Below are 23,021 nucleotides of genomic sequence, written 5' to 3' on the forward strand. Positions count from 1 at the left end.
TAAATTAGATTATAATTAGATAGATGTTGTTTTTGGTGTTTGTTGTGAAAGAAGACACATGTTTTAGAAAGGAGTATAAGAATGTGAAAGGGGTAAAATTGAAGCTTTTGCAGTTAGCAGCTGTCAGTCTGTTATTTGGACCGTATTTCCAGTCTGTCTATCATATGACAGCATTGGATGTAGCTGCTGAGTCAACAGAAGTGAAGGAGGATGAGGTATTTCTAGATGAGGATTATGCAAAAATCGAAGGGAGGTATATCGAAAAAGAAGAAACGTTTGAATGGCATCTGGCTTTTGAAAAGAAAGAGAGTGCGAACGAAGGTAGGATACGTTTAGCAATCGATACAGCTGCTGCCGGTATCGGTACCGTAAAAAACGTTCGGGGAACAGGTCTCTCCTCTTACGATGAAGATGGAGAAGACTTAAAAGTCGAGACAATCGATGGTCAAGAATGGTATGTCGGAAAATTTTATTCGAAAGAAGCTGAGACCGGCACATTGGTTTTTGAAACAGAAAAGATTCCAGATGTGAATGAAGGGGAACTACCTCTTCAAGTGGTGGTCGATGAAAGAATAGCTAATCAAGAATTACAAGAAAATGAAACAGATACAGAGGATTCCGCTGAAAATCAACGTAGCGAAGAAAATGAAACGGAAGAGCTGGACGCACCAATCGTGCCCAGCGGTCAAGCACTCCAACGCATTCAACGCCGGTTATTCAACGGTATTTTAGAGCGTCTTGGACCAACAGCTACGCAAGATCCATATGAATATATCTATCCTAGCGGAATAGCTGAAAACGATCAGCACCGCTATCCACGATTTACAACGAATGATTATACGAAAGTATTAGGAAATTGGTCACAAAGTAATGAACGCTATCAGGGAGAAAAAGGCTCACCATATGATGGAGAGAACTTGATCGATGATAGTGATTACGCAATCGGGGGAGCGAACTGGAGAAATTACGACTATGCGGCTGATAATGGATCAACTGCAGGTGAAGAAGATGTAAATGTTCCGGCTCAAACCGTTCAGCTTTGGGGAGATGAACGGAATTTTGAAAACAGTTACTTGGATTATAACGGGGCATATATCAAAAAATGGGTAGAACCTGTTATATCAAACAACCCAACATCTGATCTACATCCTGAAGATGCAACGACACTTTATAACGTTTATCTAGATGTGATCGGAAGTGAGAAACAAGAAATCAGTCCAATCGATATCGTTTTTGTTCTAGATAAATCAGCCAGTATGAATGAAGGGACACTAGAAGGCGGAGGCCAGAGTAAAAATGCGGCGCTGATAGAATCGGTAAATGAAATTAGTGAAAATCTGCTATCCGACCCAAATATGGATATTCGGATCGGTATGGTGAATTTTTATCATAATAGTACAGTCATCAATAACCAGGAACAAATCAGTTCGGACATCTTTCCGTTGACAAATGACATCAATCGTTTAACGGGAAGTGAGAATACAGCACTGAATCGTACACCCATCGGAGGAACGCCGCTTACACTAGGACTTAAAAATGGCTATGAAACATTGTATGCGGATAATGGCGGAGAAAATAGAAATCCAGAAAAGATCCTGATCGTCGTAGGAGACGGAACACCCACCTTCAGTTATGCACCGATCCAAACAAGATCTCGCACAAGTATTTGGGGAGCTTGGAGCAGTTGGAGTGTCATGGGGGATAAGATTGCCATAGATCGTGGTGATTTGTTCAAAAACTTTGAAACCTTTTCTGGGAATACTTCTAATGCAGGATTTACTTATCCAGTTACCTACGCATCTGACTTTGACCGTCCTGTTAATGGGACAAATGTGGAATACCGTTACGGAGAAGTAAAAGAAGGTGATGATAAAGCAACTCACTGGGTTGGTACAGGAAGCGCAAGCAATGATACTAACGGTAGTCCAACTTCACAAGAAAAGTCGTCAGCCATCAATACTGTTGCGTATCATCATTGGCTGAAAAACAAGTACCAAGAGAACCCGCCAAGTATTTTCTCCATTGGGTTAGGAATCGACGGAAGTATTGCCGGTAGACAGCGGCTCGATGCAATCGGACGAAATGTATTAAAAAACATTGCTGATTTAAATGATGATGGCACAACACCGCGTTATTACGATGCGAACAACAAGAATGACATCATTACAGCCTTGGAGGATATCTCCTCTACTTTCAAAAAGACGATCCAGCAAGCCACACTTTATGATGAAACTGGATTTAATGTTTCACCGTTTGGGGCTGGAAGAGATGCTGATATTAAGTTTTATCATCTAGATCCAGGAGAAAATGGCATGAAGTACCAAGAGCCAGAAATATGGGATGAAACGCGTCATGGACAAGCACCGCCAGAAGTAGTGGCGACGCCGACAACGTATGTTGGGCGAGAAAACCAAGCCTATAAATTTTCTCCAATCTCGTTAGGTGAAGGGGAAATGGTCAGGATCAAGTATCAAGTAAAACTGGATGCAGGAGCACAAGACGGGAATTTCTATGCAGTGAACAATATGGCCTATATCCAAAACTTGGAGGATTATGAAAACGATGTTATGAACGGGCGAATGTATTTCCCGACCTCGTCTATTCGTTATGAGCATAAGGACCGGAATTTCCAAATAAGCAAAATGGGGCAAAATGGGGAACCTTTAGTAGGAATCGAATTTGCTCTATATGACCAGGACCCGGATAGCGGGGATGTGGAACCGATTGAAACGAGAACAACTACCAACGATGGACTCGCAATCTTTGAAACGAAGATCCCTGTGCTGGGGGATGAAACAGGTGCTGTTAGTGACATTTTCTGGATCAGAGAGATCGCTGGACCGCCCCGTTATCAGTTAGTGGATGAGACGTATCAATTCCAAATCAAAAAATACAGTTCCAGCGGAGATACAGCGCTTGGTCACTATGAGTTGGTAGCAGCAAATACTTCAGGAGTAAGAGTTGGTGGAGAAGAAGGTAGCGATCCTGATTCTTATTATGAAGGCGAATACCACAAACTTTCAATTGTTCAAAATGTCAATGAGGACGAAACGGATTATGAAGACTTGTATGTCAAATTGGAAATGCGGAATGAATTCAAGCCAGTCCACATGAACATCAATAAACTGATTGAAGGAAGCACTACGCCAATCAATGGGGCAGAGTTTGAACTTTATCAAACCGATGGAAGCGGACTTGAAATTGGAACGCCGGTAGCTAAAGGAATCTCTGGTGCGAATGAAGCAGACGAAGAGAAAGGAATGCTCACATTCTATTCAGTAAATGAAAATGGAGAATATTTGCACGTGGAGGGTGAGAAAGTCATTCATCCTATTGGAGAACCAGATTCATTTATTCATATAGACAATGAAGAAAATGCCAACTATGCAGAATACAAAATCGTTGAAAGTCAAAGCCCAGAAGGTTTCAAAGAACCTGACGAAAACGACACATGGATCTTGCGACTGTACGATAATGAGGCAGGTACCATCCAGCTTAGACAAACAGGTGAAGCAAATTGGCAATATCTCACCCATTCAACAGACGAAGAGGGCCGATTATGGGTAGAATTTACTGCTTACAATACGTTTGATTATCGGGAGATCCGAGTTAGAAAATTAAATCATGAAGGCAATCCTTTAGATGGTGCAGGTTTTGATATCAGAAAAATAGGGGATTCTTCCTTCCCACTGTATCGAGCATACACAGGCAACCCGTTAGAACCCGAAGAATCGAAACGTTTGTCTGGAATCGGTTACTTCTATCTTTATACAGTCGGTGTAGAGAAATATGTCGATTTAGAATACAGTCAACCTTTACGCTTGTCTATCGGCGAATATGAGGTCTCAGAATCTGTTGCACCAAACGGGTATCAATTGTCTGATCAAGTATTCCAGTTTGCACTGAATGAAGAAGGGAAATTTGTCATTGGAGAGACAGTCATCGAAGACGAAACTGATCCGTTACCGGAGGGTTATGACATCATCGATGGTGTATTACAAGTAACCTTAGAAGATGAACTAGCACCAATCGATCTGGAACTTTTGAAAGTTGACAGTATAAGTAGTCGACGTCTTGAAGGCGCAGAATTTTCAATTGAGAAACAAAATAGTGCAGGAGACTATGAACTCATCGTCGGAGGCTTGGCACCAGATCCAAACGATTCTTCCCTATTCAATGCTTTGGATTTGACGGAAGGATTCTATCGGATCAAGGAAGTGAAGTCGCCGGACGGCTACAGGAAACTTCCAGGCTACTTTATTTTAGAAATTAGTTATCGTGAAGAACCAGAAGTGGAAAATGATCGGGTCGTTCCAGGAAAAGAAGCCGGGACACTAAAAGTTGAGGTTTCTTATTATCCAAACGAAGAAGCAGAGACTCCTGATCTGCAGCAAGAGTTAGAATATGAACTTTTGGATACGAACCGAATCAGGCTACAGCTTAGTGTCGGGAATGATCCTGAAAATCCATTGCCTGCTACAGGGGGATCCGGACGATTATTCTATATCCTGCTTGCTGCATTCTTCGTGGCACTTGCCGGTGCTGCCTATGGTTTGTATGTCAGACAATCTAAAAAGGAGGGGGCAAGGTAATGAAAAAGCTGTTGTGTTTGATGCTTCAATTACTTGTTTTACTACCATTTGTAGCAGTCCTTCTTCCTCAAACGATGTCGGCAGAAGAATTAGGGGAAGACGTTGTGGAATTCGTATTGCATAAACGGATGATTCGAGATATCGATTATAACGACCAATTTGAATTCCATGAAAATGACGGTCTGGCTATCTCTGAGGAAGCGGGAAAAACAGCAGATATCATTTCGCAGACGGTCCCGCTAAATGGAGCGACATTCGCCGTTTACGATATGACCGATTATTATCATGACAAAAAAGCTGCTGAGAACATGACCTCTAGAGAATTCGTCCAGCAAATCGCTGAAACGAGCAGAAACAATATCCGTCAGTTGATCACAGAAGAAAGACTTGCCCAGGTTGGGGAGTCGGTAACGACTGGAAAAGATACGGTTGGTGGATTAGGAGATGGGATTGCACGCATCCAAGTACCTAAGAAAAACCAAGATCGAGATGCAGTTTATTTGATTTTTGAAGAATCAATTGATCCGGAAATCGGGTTGAATGTGGATATCGATCAAACAGCGATCCCGATTGCTGCTGTTTTGCCAATCTATCATCCAACAGAACCAACCGAGGAACTGCAAGAGATCCATATCTATCCTAAAAATGTCGGTTATTTAAGAGATCCATACTTTTTCAAGTATGGACGACAAAGAGGAACAACTGAAAAAGGACGCCCATTAGAAGGTGCTGTTTTTGCTCTGTATCAGATGATAGAAGGAGAAAAATATTATTTAGACATGGCTCCTGCGAATGACTTGAAAAATCAATGGATCAAACCAGCAAACAACGATCCTTTGAATGATAAAAATGTAAGCAAATTCATTTCAGATAAAGACGGTCTAGTCACGACAGGTCAACGATTCTTGCCCTCTGGTACCTATTATTTTGAAGAATTGAAAAGTGTAGAAGGGTACGAAATGGACGAAGCAAGTAAGCAAATCGAGGTCATTGTCCCTGAATCTTGGGTGGATGCAGAAGGACAGCCGCAATATGTAATGGTCAATGGGCAGAAGATGGCTGAATTGGAATCCGGAAAAGTTCCAGCCTCTGCCTATGAATCAGCAACGCCACGCGTGTATAACGAGACCATAAAAGAAACAACGGACAAACCGAAAGAACCAAGTGGGCCAAGCAATCCAAATCAACCAGTGAAAGGGTCCGTATTTCCACAAACCAATGAAGCAAGAACACTGATTTCTTTATTAGGAATCCTTTTGTTGTTAGGTGCTGTTTTATTAATAAAAAAAGAACGGGGAGAAAAAAATGAATAAAAAAATGATGACCATGGGGATGAGTGCACTGTGGCTCGCAGCTGTAGGATTAGGAAGTTTTGGAAATGGAAAATTAGTTCACGCTGAAGAAGTCACGGAAAAACCAAGTGAAGTGACGATCACATTACACAAAAAAGCATTCACGACTGTGCCTGAAGAACGACCGAATAGCGGGTTGGTATCAGATGATTTTGATAATGAGAATCTTCCAGGCGTCGATTTTGAAATGTTTGATGTTACAGATGTCTATTATAATTTGCTGAAAGATGACCCTAGAACAACTGACATAGATGATGATGGGTTAGAACCTGCCGCTGCGATTGCTTTGATCCAATCAGATCACACAGCAGCATGGTTTGTATCTTATGGTATCGAAAGTATAGATAAGCAGACGACTGGCGAAAATGGTGAAGCTGTTTTCAGAAATGTCCAAGTGACGGAAGAGGCACCTTCTTCGAGAGATAAAGTCTATCTCTTCTTAGAAACATATTCACCAGCTCATATTTCAAGAATCGCGTCTCCAATGGTTGTCATGATGCCAGTTATGATGCCAGATATTATTGGCGGTGTATGGGATGGAACCTCTTGGAAAGATACGTACAACACCGATGTACACTTATATCCTAAAAATGAAATCCAAGATTCTTCCAAAGAAATGAATGTAGATGAAGCAGACGTTAGAACTGTGACGATTCGCAATGAAAATGGTGAAGAAGAAACGATCCGATATGTTGACTTAGAAAAAGGAAAAACAGTTTCTTATACAATAACTGCACCGATTCCTTACTTTATTGATGAAATCAATGAGGACAATACAACAGTCATCACGCATTTCACAATCACAGATACGCCAACAGAAGGTTTGAGTTATTTTGATCAGGAACTCCTTGTACAAGCAGGAGATACAACACTGATAAAAGATACTGATTATACAGTAACAAAAGCGGGTAACGGTTTTGTCGTGGAGATCATTCTTGAAACAGGAGGTATACCGAACACAGCAACACTGGAAAAATTAGGGAATCATCGTGGCGGGGAATTAACTGTTACCTATGACTTGCAAGTCAACGCAGTTATCAATGCAGACGAATTCCATAACAATACAGCATTGATCGAAATCGGTAGAGGTGACGAGTATGACTACAACGAACGTCGCGTGCCACCAGAAGAAGTAACGACTGGCGGGAGAAGATTTGAAAAGTTTGATGCTTCAAGCAATGCTTTACTAGACGGTGCAAGATTTGAATTGTGGAACGAAGAGAAAACTGCTTATGCTGTTTTCTATAAAGATGGCGTACGTTTACCTGTTTATGAGTCAGGTGCTGATGCAGAAGAAATCACAATCGATTGGGTAAGTGATAATAGTGTAGAGGCAACAGAATTTGTCTCAAATGACCAAGGATACTTCGAAGTTGTTGGATTAGATTACGGAACATACTTCATGAAAGAAACAGTAGCACCAGAAGGATATGTTTTACCAACAGGTGAAGCAGCTTTCACAGAGTTCAATGTAGAATATGGTAGCTATGATGATGAACTTGTGATTGTGGACTATGAGTATCCAGGAGCAGCACGCGTACCAAACGTAAGACAAGGATTTCTTCCTTCTACTGGAGGGAACGGGATCTTAGCATTCTTGCTGATCGGTCTAAGTTTGATGATTGGGGCCTACAGCTGGTACCGTAAATCTAAAATGAAGTCTGAAGTATAAGCAACAAAAATAAGCTGCAGCAATCGGTTTTTATAAAGGTTGCTGCAGTTTTTTTAAATAAGAAGGTGAAGAAAATGAAAAAGAAAACAGAGAAAAGACCTCAAACAAAAATCAGTATGTTATTACAATTATTCATGGCAGTGATGTTTCTTACAGGAGCTGCAGTTTTTACATATCCATTTTTAGCTGATGCTCTCAGCAATTATTTGGACCAAAGAAGGATCGAGAATTATCAAAAACAGCTTGCACGAGAGAAAGAAGAAAAACATGAGCAACGATTAGCAGTACAAGAAAAGAAAAATCAGGCGCTTGCTAGTACGGCAGCCATCCCAGGAATGGGTCAAGTCAAAGATCCTTTTGAACAAGCGGTTAGAGATGTCCGAAATCCAGGAAAAGAATACTACGAACAACATATGATCGGAGCAATCTATATTCCAAAAATCAATGTTAGCTTGCCTTTATTCGATGAAACAAATGATCTTTTATTAGATAGAGGAGCGACAGTTCTACAAGGTACCTCTTTTCCAATTGGAGGAGAAAATACACATTCCGTCATTACCGCCCATAGCGGTGTTGCTGAGAAAAAATTGTTTACAGATCTTGAAAAAATGGAGAAAAATGACCGTTTCTATCTTGAAGTATATGGTCAGATGCTCGCTTATGAAGTCGTTGAGAAAATCGTTGTCCTTCCAACAAAAACAGATACATTAGCAATCAGAGAAAAACAGGATCTGGTCACACTTATTACTTGCACACCTTATACTGTGAACACCCACAGGTTACTAGTGACAGGGAAGCGAGTCCCCTTTACAGAAGAAGCCTCTTCGAAGATGGAAAAGACAAAAAGATACCATCTTTATCGATTACTTGCGCTCTTATTAGGTGTATTGCTAATACTAACTCTTTTCGGTTATTGGGGTTATCGAAAATTTAAAAGACAAAAACAACCAAAGAAAAATAACAGATGATAGACCAATTATTAAGAATAACATAATAAATTTAAGCTGCTTGGAAGAGACAAACGCGATTAAATCGCCTATTTCCAGTTTTTTTGAACGTTTTCTAAAATGACATTTTACAGGTAAGCCAACTTGTTTCACAAAGGCTTCTTTGATATTGTAGAAGCAAGAAGAAAGATGGAGGGATTTTTTATGGCAAAAATCATGGTAGTCGAGGATGAAGAAATCATTCGACAATTGATTATGGAAGAACTTGAGAAATGGCAATTCGAAACCTTTGGAACGACCGATTTCAACCAAGTATTTTCAGACTTTGAAAGAGAAGAACCACAGCTTGTATTGCTAGACATCAATCTTCCTGTTTTGGATGGGTATTATTGGTGTCAAAAAATACGTGAAGTATCGAAAGTACCGATCATTTTTATCTCCAGCAGGAATACGAATATGGACATGATCATGGCCATGAACATGGGAGCAGATGATTTTGTGACAAAGCCTTTCCAAATCGATGTACTGATTGCCAAAATCAATGCGTTGCTTCGCCGTTCTTATAATTACACAGAATTATCCAGTGAGATGATGAGCCATAATGGTATTACGTTGAATGTCGACAACGGAAGTATGGAGATCAATGGAGAGATCATTGATTTGAGCAAAAATGAATACCGCCTGCTATTTATTTTGATGAAACACAACGGAAAGATCTTAAGCCGTGAAAAATTGCTGCGAGCACTTTGGGATGACGAGCGGTTTGTAGATGACAATACATTGACAGTGAACATCAATCGGTTACGCCGAAAAATCGAACAGGCAGGTATCCAAGGATATATCGAAACAAAAGTAGGACAGGGATATATCGTTCCCTGAAAGGATGAGCTTTTAAGATGAATTTCTTTAAATATTTGAAAGATCAGTGGACATTGATCTTGGGATGGCTGTTTTTTATTGCCTTAACGATCTTTGTGATGTGGCTAGCCCCAAATATCAAAGTGGATTTGAGTACGATTGCTTATTTAGCTTTGATCGAGGGCGTCTTTCTGATTTTTTATCTGCTAGGTGGCTACTTGAGCAAAAGAAGATGGTGGGGGAAGTTAGCTGACATACAAAAAACATCTCCTTTGCAAAATTATTTGAGTGGCGGGCGGACAGAAGAAGAAAAACTGGTAGAAGAATATATCAATCAGCTGATCCGCGAACATCAAGAAGTGATGCAATCAGCAATCAGCAATCAACAAGACCAAAAAGATTATATTGACTCATGGGTCCATGAGATCAAAGTACCACTTTCCGCTTCCAAGTTACTGGTTCGTTCGATCGAGTTCGATATTGACGATCAAAAGTATACCTTACTCGAAAATGAATTATCAAAAATCGACGAATACGTAGAGCAAGTCTTGTATTATGCAAGACTCGACAGTTTCTCGCGGGACTATCTCATCCAAGAGTATGGATTGAAAGGAATCATCCAGCCTGTGATACGCAGTCAGGCCAATTATTTTATCCAAAAAAATCTTCGCTACGAAATCATTGGTGAGGATCATACTGTTTTGACTGATGCTAAATGGGTCGCTTTTATCTTCAACCAACTGCTTAGCAATGCCATCAAATATACGCCGGACCACGGAAATATCATGGTGAGCATAAAAAAGGAAGCGCAAGGAGTCAGTCTTTCTGTTAAAGATTCAGGAATCGGTATCCCGGAGGAAGATTTGAAACGAATCTTTGATAAGGGGTTTACTGGAAGAAATGGACGACTTAGTAAAACGCATTCAACAGGATTAGGCCTGTATTTGGCAAAAAATCTAGCAGAAAAATTAGGTATCCAATTGACGGCTGAATCAACTGAAGGAAAAGGGACGACAATGACTTTATTTTTCCCAATCTTAAATTTTTATAATGAAAAACGTTAGAAAATCGTTAGAAACGAAAAAAAACGCTTGTGTTGTTAACGTTTTCGCTGATAAGTTTCTTATCATGTGAAATAAAAGGAGATTGGTTATGGAAATTTTAATAGCATTAGTCCCTATGTTGGCATGGGGTAGTATTGGTTTAGTAAGTGGTAAAATTGGTGGCGATGCCAATCAACAAACACTAGGAATGACGATTGGTGCATTTCTGTTTTCTTTAGTTGTCTTTTTCGTTGTTAGTCCTGTAATCACCCCTTGGATTTTCTTGATCGGATTTTTATCTGGCTTAGCTTGGAGTGTTGGACAAAATGGACAATTCCATGGAATGAAGTACATGGGTGTTTCTGTAGGGTTACCATTGTCTACTGGTTTTCAATTAATTTTGAATACGATTGCGGGAGCCGTTTTCTTCCAAGAATGGACACAAACGAAAGATTATGTATACGGTATTATTGCTTTAGCTCTTCTTGTAAGCGGTGCGTATTTGACGGCACGACAAGATGACGAAGGAAAAATAGATACAGATAATAAAATGCTTGATTTTGGTAAGGGTTTTAGAGCATTGATCTTCTCTACGATTGGTTATGGCGTATATACGATCATTGTCAACTGGGCGAATTTGGATGCGATGTCAATTATCTTACCTCAAAGTATCGGAATGATCTTAGGTGCAAGCTTCTTTGCTTTCCGTAAAGTTAAAGTAGATCAATTTGTATGGAAAAACATGATCTGTGGATTATTATGGGGCTTAGGTAATATCTGTATGCTTCTAACAGTCAAATCACTTGGTTTAGCTGTTGGATTCTCACTTTCACAAATGGGGATCATTATCTCTACTTTAGGTGGGATTTTCATCCTTGGCGAAAGAAAAACGAAAAAAGAGCTCATTTATGTTATTGTTGGTTGCCTTTTAGTCATTTTAGGTGGTATCCTTTTAGGGTACATGAAAACAGTTTAATCACTGTTTTCCAACCTAAAATGGGGAGGAACTTCAATGGATTTGTTTCGTAAGAAAGAAATCAATCTCAATCATACGAGTGAGATGAAAAAAGAACTAAAAACGTCTGATTTGATCATGCTTGGAATTGGCGCGATCATCGGTACGGGAATATTTGTGGTGACAGGGGTTGCGGCCAATCAAAATGCTGGTCCAGCACTGTCACTTTCATTTGTCTTAGCTGCAATCGTTGTCATTTTGTCTGGACTGAGTTTCGCAGAGTTTGCTTCGCGAGTGCCAGTGATCGGTGGGCCATATGCCTATCTGTATGTTGTCTTTGGTGAATTTGCTGCCTGGTTGACAGGGTGGTTGTTAATCGGGGAATTTTTGCTAGCAGTTTCCTCTGTGGCTTCCGGCTGGTCTGGCTATATGCAAGGTTTCTTGAAAAGCTTAGGAGCCGAACTTCCACAAGCATTAACTGGCGGGTACAATTCGGAAAATGGTACATACATTGACTTGATTGCGGTACTCGTAGTGATATTCGTCACTTACATCGTGTCGCTTGAAGCCAAGAAAGCATTACGTTTGAATAATGTCATGGTATATGTCAAATTTAGTATCATCGCGTTGTTTATCATTGTAGGGATATTTTTCGTTAAGCCTGATAATTGGCAGCCATTTATGCCTTTTGGTTTTTCCGGTGTGCTAGATGGTGCAGCTCTTGTGTTTTTTGCTTTCTTGGGATTTGATGCTGTTGCAATGGCAGCTGAGGAAGTCAAAAACCCACAAAAAGATGTACCAAGAGGGATCATTGGTTCGATACTGATCGCTACGGTCCTTTATATCATCGTGACGTTGATCTTGACAGGAATCGTTCCTTATACTGAACTAGGTGTCAATGATCCAGTGGCCTTTGCCATGAGGTATGTAGGACATGGAACAGTTGGCGCAGTGATTGCTGTAGGGGCAATCTTGACGTTGCTGACGGTGACGATCTCGATGATGTATTCACTCGCTCGTTTGTTGTTTGCTGTCAGCAAGGATGGTTTGCTACCTAAATTTATGACAGAAATCGATCAAAAGCATCGTACACCGAAAAAAGCGACTTATGCCGCTGGTGTGGCAGCTGTATTCTTTGCCGGATTTTTCCCATTGAATGTATTGGCGGAACTAACGAATATCATGGCGCTCGCCTATTTGATGCTAGTTAGTCTAGGCTTACTGAAGTTAAGAAAAATGTTTGGCAAACCAAAAGCAGGAGAATTCAAAGTGCCATTCGTTCCGATCTTGCCAATCGTCTCGATCTTGACTTGTATCGTCTTGATGCTTCGTCTGCAGACGGTGACTTGGATCGTGTTCGGTATCGTAATGGTTATTGGACTGATCATTTATTTTGGCTATGGCTATGGACACAGCAAGATGAACGAGAAATAGATTCCAATGGAGAAGTTAGAAGAAAGATAAGAAAAACGCCCATCAACAGTTTATTGAACTGTTGATGGGCGTTTGTTTTAGTAACAAGCAAAAAATGGTCTATTGGGTTAAATCCAAAAGTTTTTGTTTCAGATCTTCTTCCATGTGTCCAAGTTCTACTTCTGCATGACGACGTTTTTCTTTTCCTTCTTTTTGGATACGCAAAGTTTCTTGGATCGTTTCGATCAAATCGTTTTGTGTAGTTTGCAGGGTCTCAATATCCACGATTCCGCGTTCGTTTTCTTTCGCTGTTTCGATGGCTGAGATTTTCAGCATTTCTGAATTTTTCTTCAATAAGTCGTTTGTTGTTTCAGAGACTTGGCGTTGAGCGGTCACTGCATCTTTTTGACGAAGCAAGGTCAATGCGATCACGACTTGGTTTTTCCACAGCGGAATGGCTGTAGCGATAGATGCTTGGATCTTTTCAGCTAAGGCCTGATTTGTATTTTGAATCAAGCGGATTTGTGGGGCTTGCTGAATCGTGATCTGTCTAGCTAAGCGAAGGTCATGTGTACGTTTATCCAGACGATCTAGGAATTGTGTATAATCGTTGGCGATTTGGACATCCATCTGATCACCAGTTTCTTCTGCTTTTTTCATTGCTTCTGGAATGATCGTTGTTTGAAGTTCTTCCATTTTCAATTCTCCAGCAGCAATATAAATATTCAATGCATCAAAGTAGTCTTTGTTTTTTTGGTAAAGCTGTTCTAACATCAGATTATCTTTTAATAGTCCGTCTTTTTCTTTATCTAATTTCACTGAGATCTTGTCGATTTGTGCACCAATTTTTTGATATTTTGCTGTCACTTCATAAATCGATTGTTTGACCTTACCGAAGACACGTTGGAAGATATTTCCTTCTCCGGCACGCAGTTCATCAGGGTTGGCTTCTTGGAGACGGTACATCAGTTCAGTCAACGAATCTCCGACTGGGCCAATATCTTGAGCTTGTACGTGATTCAACATTGATTGTGAGAACTCACTTAATTTCGCTTGAGCAGCTGAGCCATAGCTGATGACAGACTGTGCATCATTGGCATCGATTTTTGCTGCCAGCTGTTTTGCTTGTTCTTGGCGTTCCGCCGGTAGTTTGTCAATTAAGCGAGCAGCTGTCTGTTGCTCTTGGAGCTGATCAATCTCCGCTTGTTGTGAAGTGGTCAGCGTGTCTGTTGGGGTTGAAAACGGGTTGTTCAATAAGTCTTCAAGTGTATCGTTAACTGGTGTGATATCTTTTGTTTCAGTCGGTTTATGATCCATAAAAAATTCCTCCTTGTCGTATCTGTTCTCGATTCTTACATGAATGTCTCTACTTTAGAAAAAGTACTCGAAACAACCAGACATCATCTGAATGTTCCGAGTCTTTTTTATGAACAAAAGAGTTACTCTTTTTGTTCTGGTTCATGTTTATTATCACGCTTTAAGCTTTGTTTCGCAACAGATATCTCTACGTCGATGTCGTCTAGGTCATCAGCGACGAATTTTTGATAATCTTGTGCAATCAAAGCGGATAGCTGATCGATGATTTGCGCGCTTTCTTCTAGTTTTTCATAGGTTTGTTTGTTTTTGATCTCATGGTCATTGATCTCATTATACTTATTTGTCAAATCAACTAGATTCGGCAGATGCGTATAAAGAAATTGACTTGCTTCATGCAGTCGGTTTGGTTCCTTCACTAATTCTTTGAATAAAGCTTTTGCCGCTTTGACTGGATCATGACGGAGATCGATTGCTTTAAGTTTGGCTGTCTGCTGCATGTTCGCTTGCAACTGATTGATCTCGTTTTTTGTTTGATTCATCGTTTGTCGGAAAAATGAGATTTCATTCGCTGTCATACCGCTTTTTTCATAGTGAGTCTCAAGTTCGTCAGTCAGTGCAGGGATTTCTTCTTGTTTTCCTTTTTTCCTGCGCGAACCGAAGAGCCCCCACAAAACTAAAACCACGCCTATCAATAAAAGTCCTAGAACAAAAGAAAAACCATTGTTTCGGACAAAGAGAAACAGCAAGACCAGTGCTAGAAGCCACGGCCAATTTCGTTTTATCATAATAAGCCCTCCAAGTCATTTATCGTTGAGTATTGAATTCTTTCCGTTATTCGATTACATTCTTATTTTAGCATACTGACTACTAGAAAGAGTATCGGACTAAAGAAGGATTTTCTATATTTAGAGAAAATCTAAGGTTTATCTATGGTAAACTAATAGGGAGTTTTCGAGAAAAATTGAAAAATGAAAAAAAAGCAGTTATGATTACAAAGAAAGCAGGAGAAGATATGCTGAACAATGAGCAATTTGAAGAAAAAACAATCAGTCGCAAAGAAATCTATAGCGGGAAAATTATCGATGTTGCTGTAGATGAAGTTCGTTTACCAGACGGGGGAACTTCGAAGAGGGAACTGGTATTTCATCCTGGCGGTGTTGGGATCATTGCTTTTGATGAACATGACCGCCTGCTCCTTGTCAAACAGTTTCGAAAGCCTTTAGAAAAAGTGATCTTGGAGATACCAGCTGGAAAAATCGATCCAGGAGAAGGAAAAAATCCTGAAATGACTGCAGCCAGAGAATTAGAAGAAGAAACCGGCTATCGTGCGAAGTCGCTGAGCCATCTTACTTCGATGTATCTTTCACCAGGTTTTGCAAATGAAGTCCTTCATATTTATCATGCACAAGGAGTAGAGAAGGTCGAGAATCCTTTAGCTCAAGATGAAGACGAAGTACTGGAGCTGTATCATCTAACTCTTGAAGAGGCACAACAAGCGATGAAAGATCAGTTGATTTGTGATGCAAAGACGATTTATGCGATTCAATACTGGAAATTATTGACCAAAGGAAAGTAGAGGGATCGGCTTATGGCCAAAGGACCGCTTATTACGCGAAGCGAACTTCGCAAGCGACAACAAGCACAAGCAAGCGAGTCATTAAAAAAACAGCGAAAAGCAGAAACAGCTTATCAGCAAGAAGAAAAAAAGATTGCCAGCTTTTATCGTAAAGAAAGCAAAAAGAATAAACCAATCACGAAAACAAGGATCAGTGAACGAGAAAAGACGACCAAATGGAACTCTTTTTTGATGAAATCTCTTATTATTGTTATCCTAATGTTATGTGTGGTTTTTTTAGCAATCGCATTTATATAGAAAGAAGGAATTAAAAAGATGAAAATCGGTATTATCGGCGCAATGGAAGAAGAAGTAAAAATTTTGAGAGAGAACCTAAGCGAACCATTATCATGGGAACGCGCAGGCGCTTTATTTATTTCAGGTTCATTAGGTAACCACGAAGTGATTGTCGTCCGTTCCGGTATAGGAAAAGTCTTAGCATCTATTACCACAAGTCTGTTGATACAACAATACGGCGTGAACATGGTGATCAATACAGGTTCAGCTGGCGGGATCGGTGAAGGCTTACAAGTAGGCGACATTGTTATATCAGATAAAGTAGCTTACTTTGATGCAGATGCAACAGGATTTGGCTACAAACCAGGTCAATTACCAGGTATGCCTCTATATTATGAAGCAAGCACATATTTGCGCAGTGAAATGGCTAAAGCAGCAAAAGCAACGGATTTGAATGCAAAAGAAGGATTGATCGTTACAGGCGATACATTTGTCGATTCTCCAGATAAAATCAAAGAAATCTTAACGAATTTCCCAGAAGCTTTAGCTTGTGAAATGGAAGGAGCCGCTGTTGGACAAACGGCCCGTCAGTTCAATATCCCATTTTTGATCGTACGTGCAATGAGTGACACAGCGGATCACTCGGCGACACAAAGCTTTGACGAATTTATCGAAGACGCAGGCAAGCGATCAGCAGAAATGGTGATCGAATTTGTCAAACATCTCGTATAAGGAGGACTAAGATGAACGCATTGATTTCGATTGACTATACCTATGATTTTGTTGCAGAGGATGGAAAGCTGACGACTGGTGCAGCAGGACAAGCAATTGAAAAAAAGCTGACTGCCCACACAAAAAAGTTTATGGAGCAAAAGGATTTTGTCGTTTTTGCCATTGATGCACATGATCCAAAAGATTCTTTCCATCCAGAGAACCGCTTATTTCCTCCGCATAATGTGATAGGAACGAGTGGACGGGAATTGTACGGCTCTTTAAAAAATTTGTACCAAGAGCATGAGCAGCAGGAAAATGTTTATTGGATAGACAAACGGCATTATTCCGCTTTTAGTGGAACAGATCTAGACATTCGTTTGCGAGAACGTCAGATCACAGATGTTTATTTGACCGGCGTGTGTACAGATATTTGTGTGTTGCATACAGCAGTCGATGCGTATAATCTAGGATACAAACTCCATATTTTCAAAGATGCCGTGGCAAGTTTTGATCCTGTCGGACATGAATGGGCATTGAGACATTTTAAATCCACGTTAGGTGCAGAGATTCTATAAAAAAACAAAACTTTTTTTAAAATAAAAATCAAAAAATAATAAAAGAAGAGCGTAAAACGAATCACATTGTTTTGTGCTCTTATTTTGTTTGTTATTTTTTATCAAACATATCATTTTCACTGTAATAAATCCCTATATTATTAACAACTAAAGTGATATTTTTCTTTTCATAAAATATCACTTATTATAATTTTGTTTTTTATTGACAGCAAAAATAAATTAGGTAACACTTTAAGTAAACGCTTTCTAATTTGTTTCAGGAGGGATGGACTTGATAAAAAAACGAATAAAATACAGTGCACTAATGATGAATCTCCTCATGCTCAGTACTCCGATTTTGACTTCTGTCGTTGAAGTTGCTGCTAACGAACAGACTGTGAACGAAGAAAATGCACACGTGAACAGCGAAGAAACGGCAATATTGGAGGAAGAATCAACGGCTAGTGAAGAGAAGGATGTGGAAGAAGAAAATGATCCTATGATAAAAGAATCAGAAAATGAAAAGACAGAAAAGCAATCTGATGAAGTTCCTGAAGAGTGGAAAGGGGTAGTTTTCGGAGAAAGCACAAGTGCCAGCAGATATGCGATTGAACCATTAGAAGACGGCGTGCGGCTCTCTTCCACGAATAACGGCGGAAAATTCCAGTCAAGCGGATCAGATGGAATGACCTATTATTATCAAGCCATTCCGAAAGATACCAATTTTAGGATGCGGGCGACGATTGAAATAGAATCTTGGACCTATACAAATGCTCAAGAAGGATTTGCATTGATGGTGAGAGACACAGTACCAAAAGATCATTTGTTTGGGCAAGCATTTTATTCGAATTCATTTGCCATACTGGGCAGTCGGATCGAATATGTCTGGGACTCGGATAGACAAGAAGTGGTCAGCACGAACGGCAGCAAATATACGATGCGACTTGGATTGGGGACACGGGCAATCACAGGAATATCATCTGAAGATCCTCAAGCCGCGCCTGCTCCTGGGAGTGTCTCAGTGGAAACAACGCCTTTAGAGACTTCAGCAGGGCTCTTAGAAAAAGAAGCAGGTTCTTATAATATATTCGGAAACGGTCATGGGAATCTGTTTCCGGCTACGGATTCGATTACTAAACTAGATGTAGAGATGAAAAAAACGAACACTGGTTTAGAGGCATATTATTACGATCCTGAAACAGGGGAAGAGCTAGCTTCTGACATCATGTATGACTGGGAAAAGCTATATGCTTCCGATGAATCGGTTATTTATGCAGGATTTGCTGCAGCAAGGAATATGACGATCAAGGTAGAAGGAATCGAAGTGGCTTACTCAGATCCTGCGACAGATCCTCCTGGACAAGAAAGGCCCATTCGCTTGATTGATCCGATTTACACTGTGACCTCTAGTAATCATTCAGGAAACCAAGACCATACTATGTCCTTTAGAGCAAATGCTGACGGATTATTAACAATCAAAAATCAAGCAACAGGAGAGGTACTTGAGAACGCGAAAGACTTGGCAATCACTGCAAATCGGGAATTTGATTATCAGACAAAATTGATGGAAGGAACGAACGAATTTACTTTCAGTTTTACACCAGATAAAAACTATCCGCCAGAAGAATACGTAGAGATGGCTAGTTATGAAACAAAAGAGATCCTGCGTACAGTTGATTACCGTAAACCTAAATACTCGACAGTTTATGTAACACCGGAAGGGTCAGATACAGGAAACGGAAGCAGACAAAATCCGTTATCTCTGACGCAAGCATTGAGATACGCATATGCTGGGCAGACAATCGTCCTGGCTCCTGGAACTTATTCCTTTGAAAGAGGATTGACGATTCCAAAAGGAGTTAACGGGACAAGAGAAAACCCGATTCAATTGATTGCAGAGAAAAATCCAGAAAACAAGCGACCTGTACTTGATTTTAAAGGAACTGGAAATGGGATGACACTGTTTAGTCACTACTGGGTTTTACGTGGGTTTGACGTTACAAATAGTGCTGCTATGCAAAAAGGATTGCAGATTTCTGGAAACCATAATTTGATTGAAGAGATCCATGCTTATCGGAATGGAAATACAGGAATCCAAATCAGTGGTAGCTCAAATGATCCTTTCGAAGCATGGCCAGCGCATAACTTAGTCAAGAACTGTACATCTTTTGAAAATGCCGACCCGGGATTTGAAGATGCCGATGGATTTGCGGCCAAACTGACAATAGGAGAAGGGAATGTATTTGACGGTTGTATCGCTTATCATAATGCAGATGATGGTTGGGATCTTTTTGCTAAAAATGAAACAGGTTCAATCGGGAAAGTAGTCATCAAAAACTCAGTTGCTTATCGAAACGGTTGGGTACCGGGAGTTGAAGGAGAAGGGAACGGTAATGGATTCAAAATGGGTGGTTCCTCTTTATCGGGCCCTCATGAATTGATCAATAGTTTGTCTTTCGAAAATCTTGCGAAAGGAATCGATTCCAATAGCGGAACAGATATTATCGTCAATAGCAGTACAAGCTTCAACAATGGTTCCTATAATGTGGCTCTTTATACCTCTTCGGCAGGAAACACAGACTTCCATGCTTCTGGTATCTTATCTTTCCGAACAGAAAATCTTGAGATGAGAGAGCAGATCCGCCCATTGAATCAAAACGAAGATCAAATCTATCACTCGTTGAACTACTATTGGAATGAACGAGAGAAACAATCAGAAAATACTCTTGGACATACCGTATCAAAAGATTGGATCGAATCTCTAAATACACATTCGCAAGAAGGGCAGCAGCCTGTTACGCGCTATGCGAATGGAAGCATCCATGTCCATGGATTGATGCAAATCAAACCGGAGAATCGTCAAACAGAAAAGGGAAGAGTAGATGGTCTTCCACTATCTGTAGGTGCTACTTTTGACGGAGAAACCTCACCGTCTTCGGAGTATCCAGAATATGCAATCGTACAAGAACCAAATCAGACAAAACCAAACGAACAAAATAATCCAATCATTATCCAAGAGGCAAATGGTGTGACGGAGAATGCAGAAGGAAATATCATCGAACTGAAGCCTTTTACAGTATCTGTGTCAGCATTCACACCAAATCAAGGAACGCCTGTCTTCGAAGATATGCGTTATTTCCCAGAAAAGATCCAAATCGTTGAAACACAGTCAAGTGCTCAATTTTCTAATCATACCGCTATTTTTTCAGCACCCTCAAAAGGAGAATATACGCTAGAAGTCACTTATCGTTCGGAAACATTTGATGGTGAAAAATGGGTTGCTCATACAGAACCTGTTACCCAGCAAAAAGCGATCACAGTGCGAGAAGCTGTCAGTGTGCCGCCGGGAACTGATGAACCAGAAGGGGAAAATCCAGGGAATGGATCGCCAAATGAAAAACCTTCTGATCCAGATGGGACAGCAAAAGAAAGGGAAAAAGATGGCGCTCAAGGACTTCCACAAACAGGAGAGTCTAATAGCCCGTTGTTAGCAGTAGCTGGAGGAATTTTGTTGATCGGTGTAGCTGCTTATGTCATGAAACAGCGAAAAAAATAAACGCACGGTATCTTTTTGATAAGGTAGAACAATTAGTTGAGGAAAGTAAAAAAAGAAGGAAGTGAGACGTCAATTCGTCCCGCTTCCTTCTATCATTTTTATAGATGAGATCCCACTTGCTGTGTTTGTTTGGCTGTTCTTATTTCTTGAAGTAGGACAGCTTTTTCACAACCTCTTACCAGATTCGCACTCTTTTTTCTGGCGCTAGATACATAGCATCTTGTTCCGTGACACCAAATGTTTCATAGAATTCGTCAAGGTTTTTGGGTTGCACATTTGCTCGAAGTTTAGCAGGGGCATGAACATCGATTTGCAGTAAAAGTTGTTGGTATTCTTTTTTTGCTTTTGTACGCCAAATCGTTGCCCAATTGACAAAGAATTCTTCGATAGAAAGATCTGATTCTGTTTTTGCTGCTTCCAATGCACAGCTTAGACCGCCTGCATCCGCAATGTTTTCTGAAACAGTTAATTTTCCGTTTACTTTTCCGTCAGCAAAAGGCAGACCATCGAATTCTTCGATCATTGCTTGTGCTTTGTTTTGGAATTGTGCAAGATCTTCTTCTGTCCACCAATTGTTCAAGTTGCCATATTCATCAAACAAAGCGCCGTTATTATCAAATGCATGGGAAATCTCATGAGCGATAACAGCTCCGATTCCCCCGTAATTAGCAGAGCTTGATTGTTCTAGACTGTAAAACGGTGCTTGAAGGATGGCTGCCGGAAAGACGATCACATTCCGGAATGGATGATAATAAGCATTGACTGTATCAGCGCTCATTTCCCATTCTGAACGATCCACTGGTTTGTTCCATTTGCTGAAACGATCTTTTAATGTGAGTTTGCTGAAAGCAAGAGTGTTTGAAAGCAAAGTACCACCTTGATCTGCAGGCACTGTTTTGAATTGGTCGAATAGTGCTGGGATCTTATCGGGGTAACCGACTTGGATACCTAAGTTATTTAATTTTATGACGGCTTTTTCTTTTGTTGCATCCCCAAGCCAGTCATTTTCTTCTAGCCGTTTTTTATAAACGGCAATCATTTTTTTCACCATTTGCTCTACATCTTTTTTAGCAGCTTCGCCGAAATATTTTTTCCCGTAGTAATCACCAACGACTTGATCAAATTGACCAGAGGCAAGATAATACGCTGCTTTTTTCTGAGGCATTGCTTCGTCTGTTCCAGACAATACGCGAGAATAGATTCCGCTGACTTGGCGGAATTCTTCTGATAGATACCCACTAAGAGAACGTACTGTTTTAATAATCATCCAGCTTTTGAATAAGGGGAAATGAGCTTCTGTCAGGATGTCATTCAAATGATCAAAGTACACTGGATCAGTGACGATCACTTTATCTGGGGTTGTCCCAATCAAACCAGTGACAAGTTTTTTCAAGTCAAGTTTATCTGTGTATTGAATAAATGTGTCAAAAGATTGCGGATTATACATTTTGCTGTAATCTGCGTTTTCTTCTGCACTTTTTACATGAGGAGCAATCAATTTATCAAATTGCACTGCTTGTTCTGTGATTGCTTCTGCCTGACTTTTTTCTTTGCCAGCAAGCTCCAATAATTGAACCGCCATATCAAAAAAAACGCCCATTAGTTGTGCACCGTTAGGATGTTCTGGTGCATAATACGTCTTATCTGGAAGAAATAAAGAAGGCGGATAAGCAAAGAAAGCATTCGTCTGTGCATTCTTCATATCAGCATCTACATCTAGATTAAATGGCAATGGTAGTGTATCCAACAACCATTCCGGGAATTGCTCATTCAATTCGTCGAAAGACTGCAATGATTCAACTTTCTCGATTACAGGCTGAAGTGGTTGAGCATGCAACTCATTTCTTCGGTCATAATCGTTTGCCAGTTGATAATAAGCAAGGAAATGTTTCATTTTTTCTGAAGATACTTTTTCTGGATGGGCAAGCAGATCGTCTGTTTCTCCCATCAAAAGTTGGTCGATCCCGTCAACTAAGTCTTGGAAACCGCCTGTAGCTGGTTTATCTGCAGGGATTTTTGCTGTTTTTTGCCATTCTTCATTGACTGCTTCATAGAAATCTTGTTTCAATCGTTCTTTGTTCATTCATCGATCGCTCCTTTTTTGTTTCGTGTGCCCATTATCTTACAAAATGAAGGAATTAACAAATAGAACATAAAAAATTTGAAAATTTGGACAATCAAACTGATTTGTTTTTT

Annotated in this window: 16 protein-coding genes; 13 read left to right on the forward strand and 3 right to left on the reverse strand. The window is 40.2% G+C overall.

Annotated features, from left to right (window positions below; translation table 11 throughout):
- Positions 1 to 83: 83 nt before the first annotated feature.
- The 8 genes from KFO35_RS04690 to KFO35_RS04725 all read left to right on the forward strand — a co-directional run bounded on the left by KFO35_RS04690 (position 84) and on the right by KFO35_RS04725 (position 12,853).
- Positions 84 to 4,592 carry a VWA domain-containing protein gene (locus KFO35_RS04690; protein WP_167513740.1) on the forward strand — a complete coding sequence of 1,503 codons (4,509 nt, stop codon included), beginning with the start codon at positions 84 to 86 and terminating at the stop codon, positions 4,590 to 4,592.
- Positions 4,592 to 5,905, forward strand: coding sequence for a pilin N-terminal domain-containing protein (locus KFO35_RS04695; protein WP_002340984.1), 1,314 nt, complete (start codon positions 4,592 to 4,594; stop codon positions 5,903 to 5,905). Before KFO35_RS04690 ends, KFO35_RS04695 begins: the two co-directional genes overlap by 1 nt.
- On the forward strand, positions 5,898 to 7,616 hold the full coding sequence (locus tag KFO35_RS04700) for a SpaH/EbpB family LPXTG-anchored major pilin (RefSeq protein ID WP_156272215.1): 1,719 nt from the start codon (positions 5,898 to 5,900) through the stop codon (positions 7,614 to 7,616). The genes KFO35_RS04695 and KFO35_RS04700 overlap by 8 nt, the downstream gene beginning before the upstream one ends.
- 74 nt (positions 7,617 to 7,690) lie before the next feature.
- Positions 7,691 to 8,584: a class C sortase gene (locus KFO35_RS04705; protein ID WP_025477194.1), complete on the forward strand. Its 894-nt coding sequence runs from the start codon at positions 7,691 to 7,693 to the stop codon at positions 8,582 to 8,584.
- A gap of 183 nt (positions 8,585 to 8,767) precedes the next feature.
- Complete coding sequence (sapR, locus tag KFO35_RS04710) at positions 8,768 to 9,442, forward strand: two-component system response regulator SapR (protein ID WP_002291233.1); 675 nt, start codon at positions 8,768 to 8,770, stop codon at positions 9,440 to 9,442.
- 17 nt (positions 9,443 to 9,459) lie between these two features.
- Positions 9,460 to 10,485 carry a two-component system sensor histidine kinase SapS gene (gene sapS / locus KFO35_RS04715; RefSeq protein WP_002308195.1) on the forward strand — a complete coding sequence of 342 codons (1,026 nt, stop codon included), beginning with the start codon at positions 9,460 to 9,462 and terminating at the stop codon, positions 10,483 to 10,485.
- Positions 10,486 to 10,573: 88 nt separating this feature from the next.
- Positions 10,574 to 11,440, forward strand: coding sequence for a GRP family sugar transporter (locus KFO35_RS04720; protein WP_002291228.1), 867 nt, complete (start codon positions 10,574 to 10,576; stop codon positions 11,438 to 11,440).
- A 36-nt stretch (positions 11,441 to 11,476) separates the two neighbouring features.
- Complete coding sequence (locus KFO35_RS04725; RefSeq protein WP_002314537.1) at positions 11,477 to 12,853, forward strand: amino acid permease; 1,377 nt, start codon at positions 11,477 to 11,479, stop codon at positions 12,851 to 12,853.
- Positions 12,854 to 12,952: 99 nt separating this feature from the next.
- On the opposite strand, the gene KFO35_RS04730 is transcribed toward KFO35_RS04725, so the two are convergent.
- Both KFO35_RS04730 and KFO35_RS04735 read right to left on the reverse strand, forming a co-directional pair.
- A complete protein-coding gene (locus tag KFO35_RS04730; protein ID WP_002291224.1) occupies positions 12,953 to 14,149 on the reverse strand; it encodes a toxic anion resistance protein in 1,197 nt (398 codons plus the stop codon).
- 122 nt (positions 14,150 to 14,271) lie between these two features.
- Entirely contained in the window at positions 14,272 to 14,934 is a 663-nt protein-coding gene (locus KFO35_RS04735) for a 5-bromo-4-chloroindolyl phosphate hydrolysis family protein (protein WP_002374972.1), read from the reverse strand.
- Positions 14,935 to 15,161: 227 nt separating this feature from the next.
- Between KFO35_RS04735 and KFO35_RS04740 the strand changes: the two genes are divergently transcribed.
- From KFO35_RS04740 to KFO35_RS04760, 5 genes are all read left to right on the forward strand, one after another.
- Positions 15,162 to 15,725: an NUDIX hydrolase gene (locus tag KFO35_RS04740; RefSeq protein ID WP_025477195.1), complete on the forward strand. Its 564-nt coding sequence runs from the start codon at positions 15,162 to 15,164 to the stop codon at positions 15,723 to 15,725.
- Between the two features lie 12 nt (positions 15,726 to 15,737).
- A complete protein-coding gene (gene macP, locus KFO35_RS04745) occupies positions 15,738 to 16,022 on the forward strand; it encodes a cell wall synthase accessory phosphoprotein MacP (protein WP_002286760.1) in 285 nt (94 codons plus the stop codon).
- 18 nt (positions 16,023 to 16,040) lie between these two features.
- Positions 16,041 to 16,733: a 5'-methylthioadenosine/adenosylhomocysteine nucleosidase gene (locus KFO35_RS04750; protein WP_002308200.1), complete on the forward strand. Its 693-nt coding sequence runs from the start codon at positions 16,041 to 16,043 to the stop codon at positions 16,731 to 16,733.
- 11 nt (positions 16,734 to 16,744) lie between these two features.
- A complete protein-coding gene (locus KFO35_RS04755) occupies positions 16,745 to 17,290 on the forward strand; it encodes a cysteine hydrolase family protein (RefSeq protein ID WP_002314540.1) in 546 nt (181 codons plus the stop codon).
- 271 nt (positions 17,291 to 17,561) lie between these two features.
- Complete coding sequence (locus KFO35_RS04760) at positions 17,562 to 20,825, forward strand: right-handed parallel beta-helix repeat-containing protein (protein WP_404997466.1); 3,264 nt, start codon at positions 17,562 to 17,564, stop codon at positions 20,823 to 20,825.
- A 175-nt stretch (positions 20,826 to 21,000) separates the two neighbouring features.
- Here the strand turns inward: KFO35_RS04760 and KFO35_RS04765 are convergent, their stop codons facing one another.
- Positions 21,001 to 22,908 (reverse strand): M13 family metallopeptidase, encoded by a 1,908-nt coding sequence (locus KFO35_RS04765; protein ID WP_038398445.1) that lies wholly within the window; start codon positions 22,906 to 22,908, stop codon positions 21,001 to 21,003.
- Between the last annotated feature and the right edge of the window lie 113 nt (positions 22,909 to 23,021).

The organism is Enterococcus lactis, from assembly GCF_015751045.1.
GTDB lineage: Bacteria > Bacillota > Bacilli > Lactobacillales > Enterococcaceae > Enterococcus_B > Enterococcus_B lactis.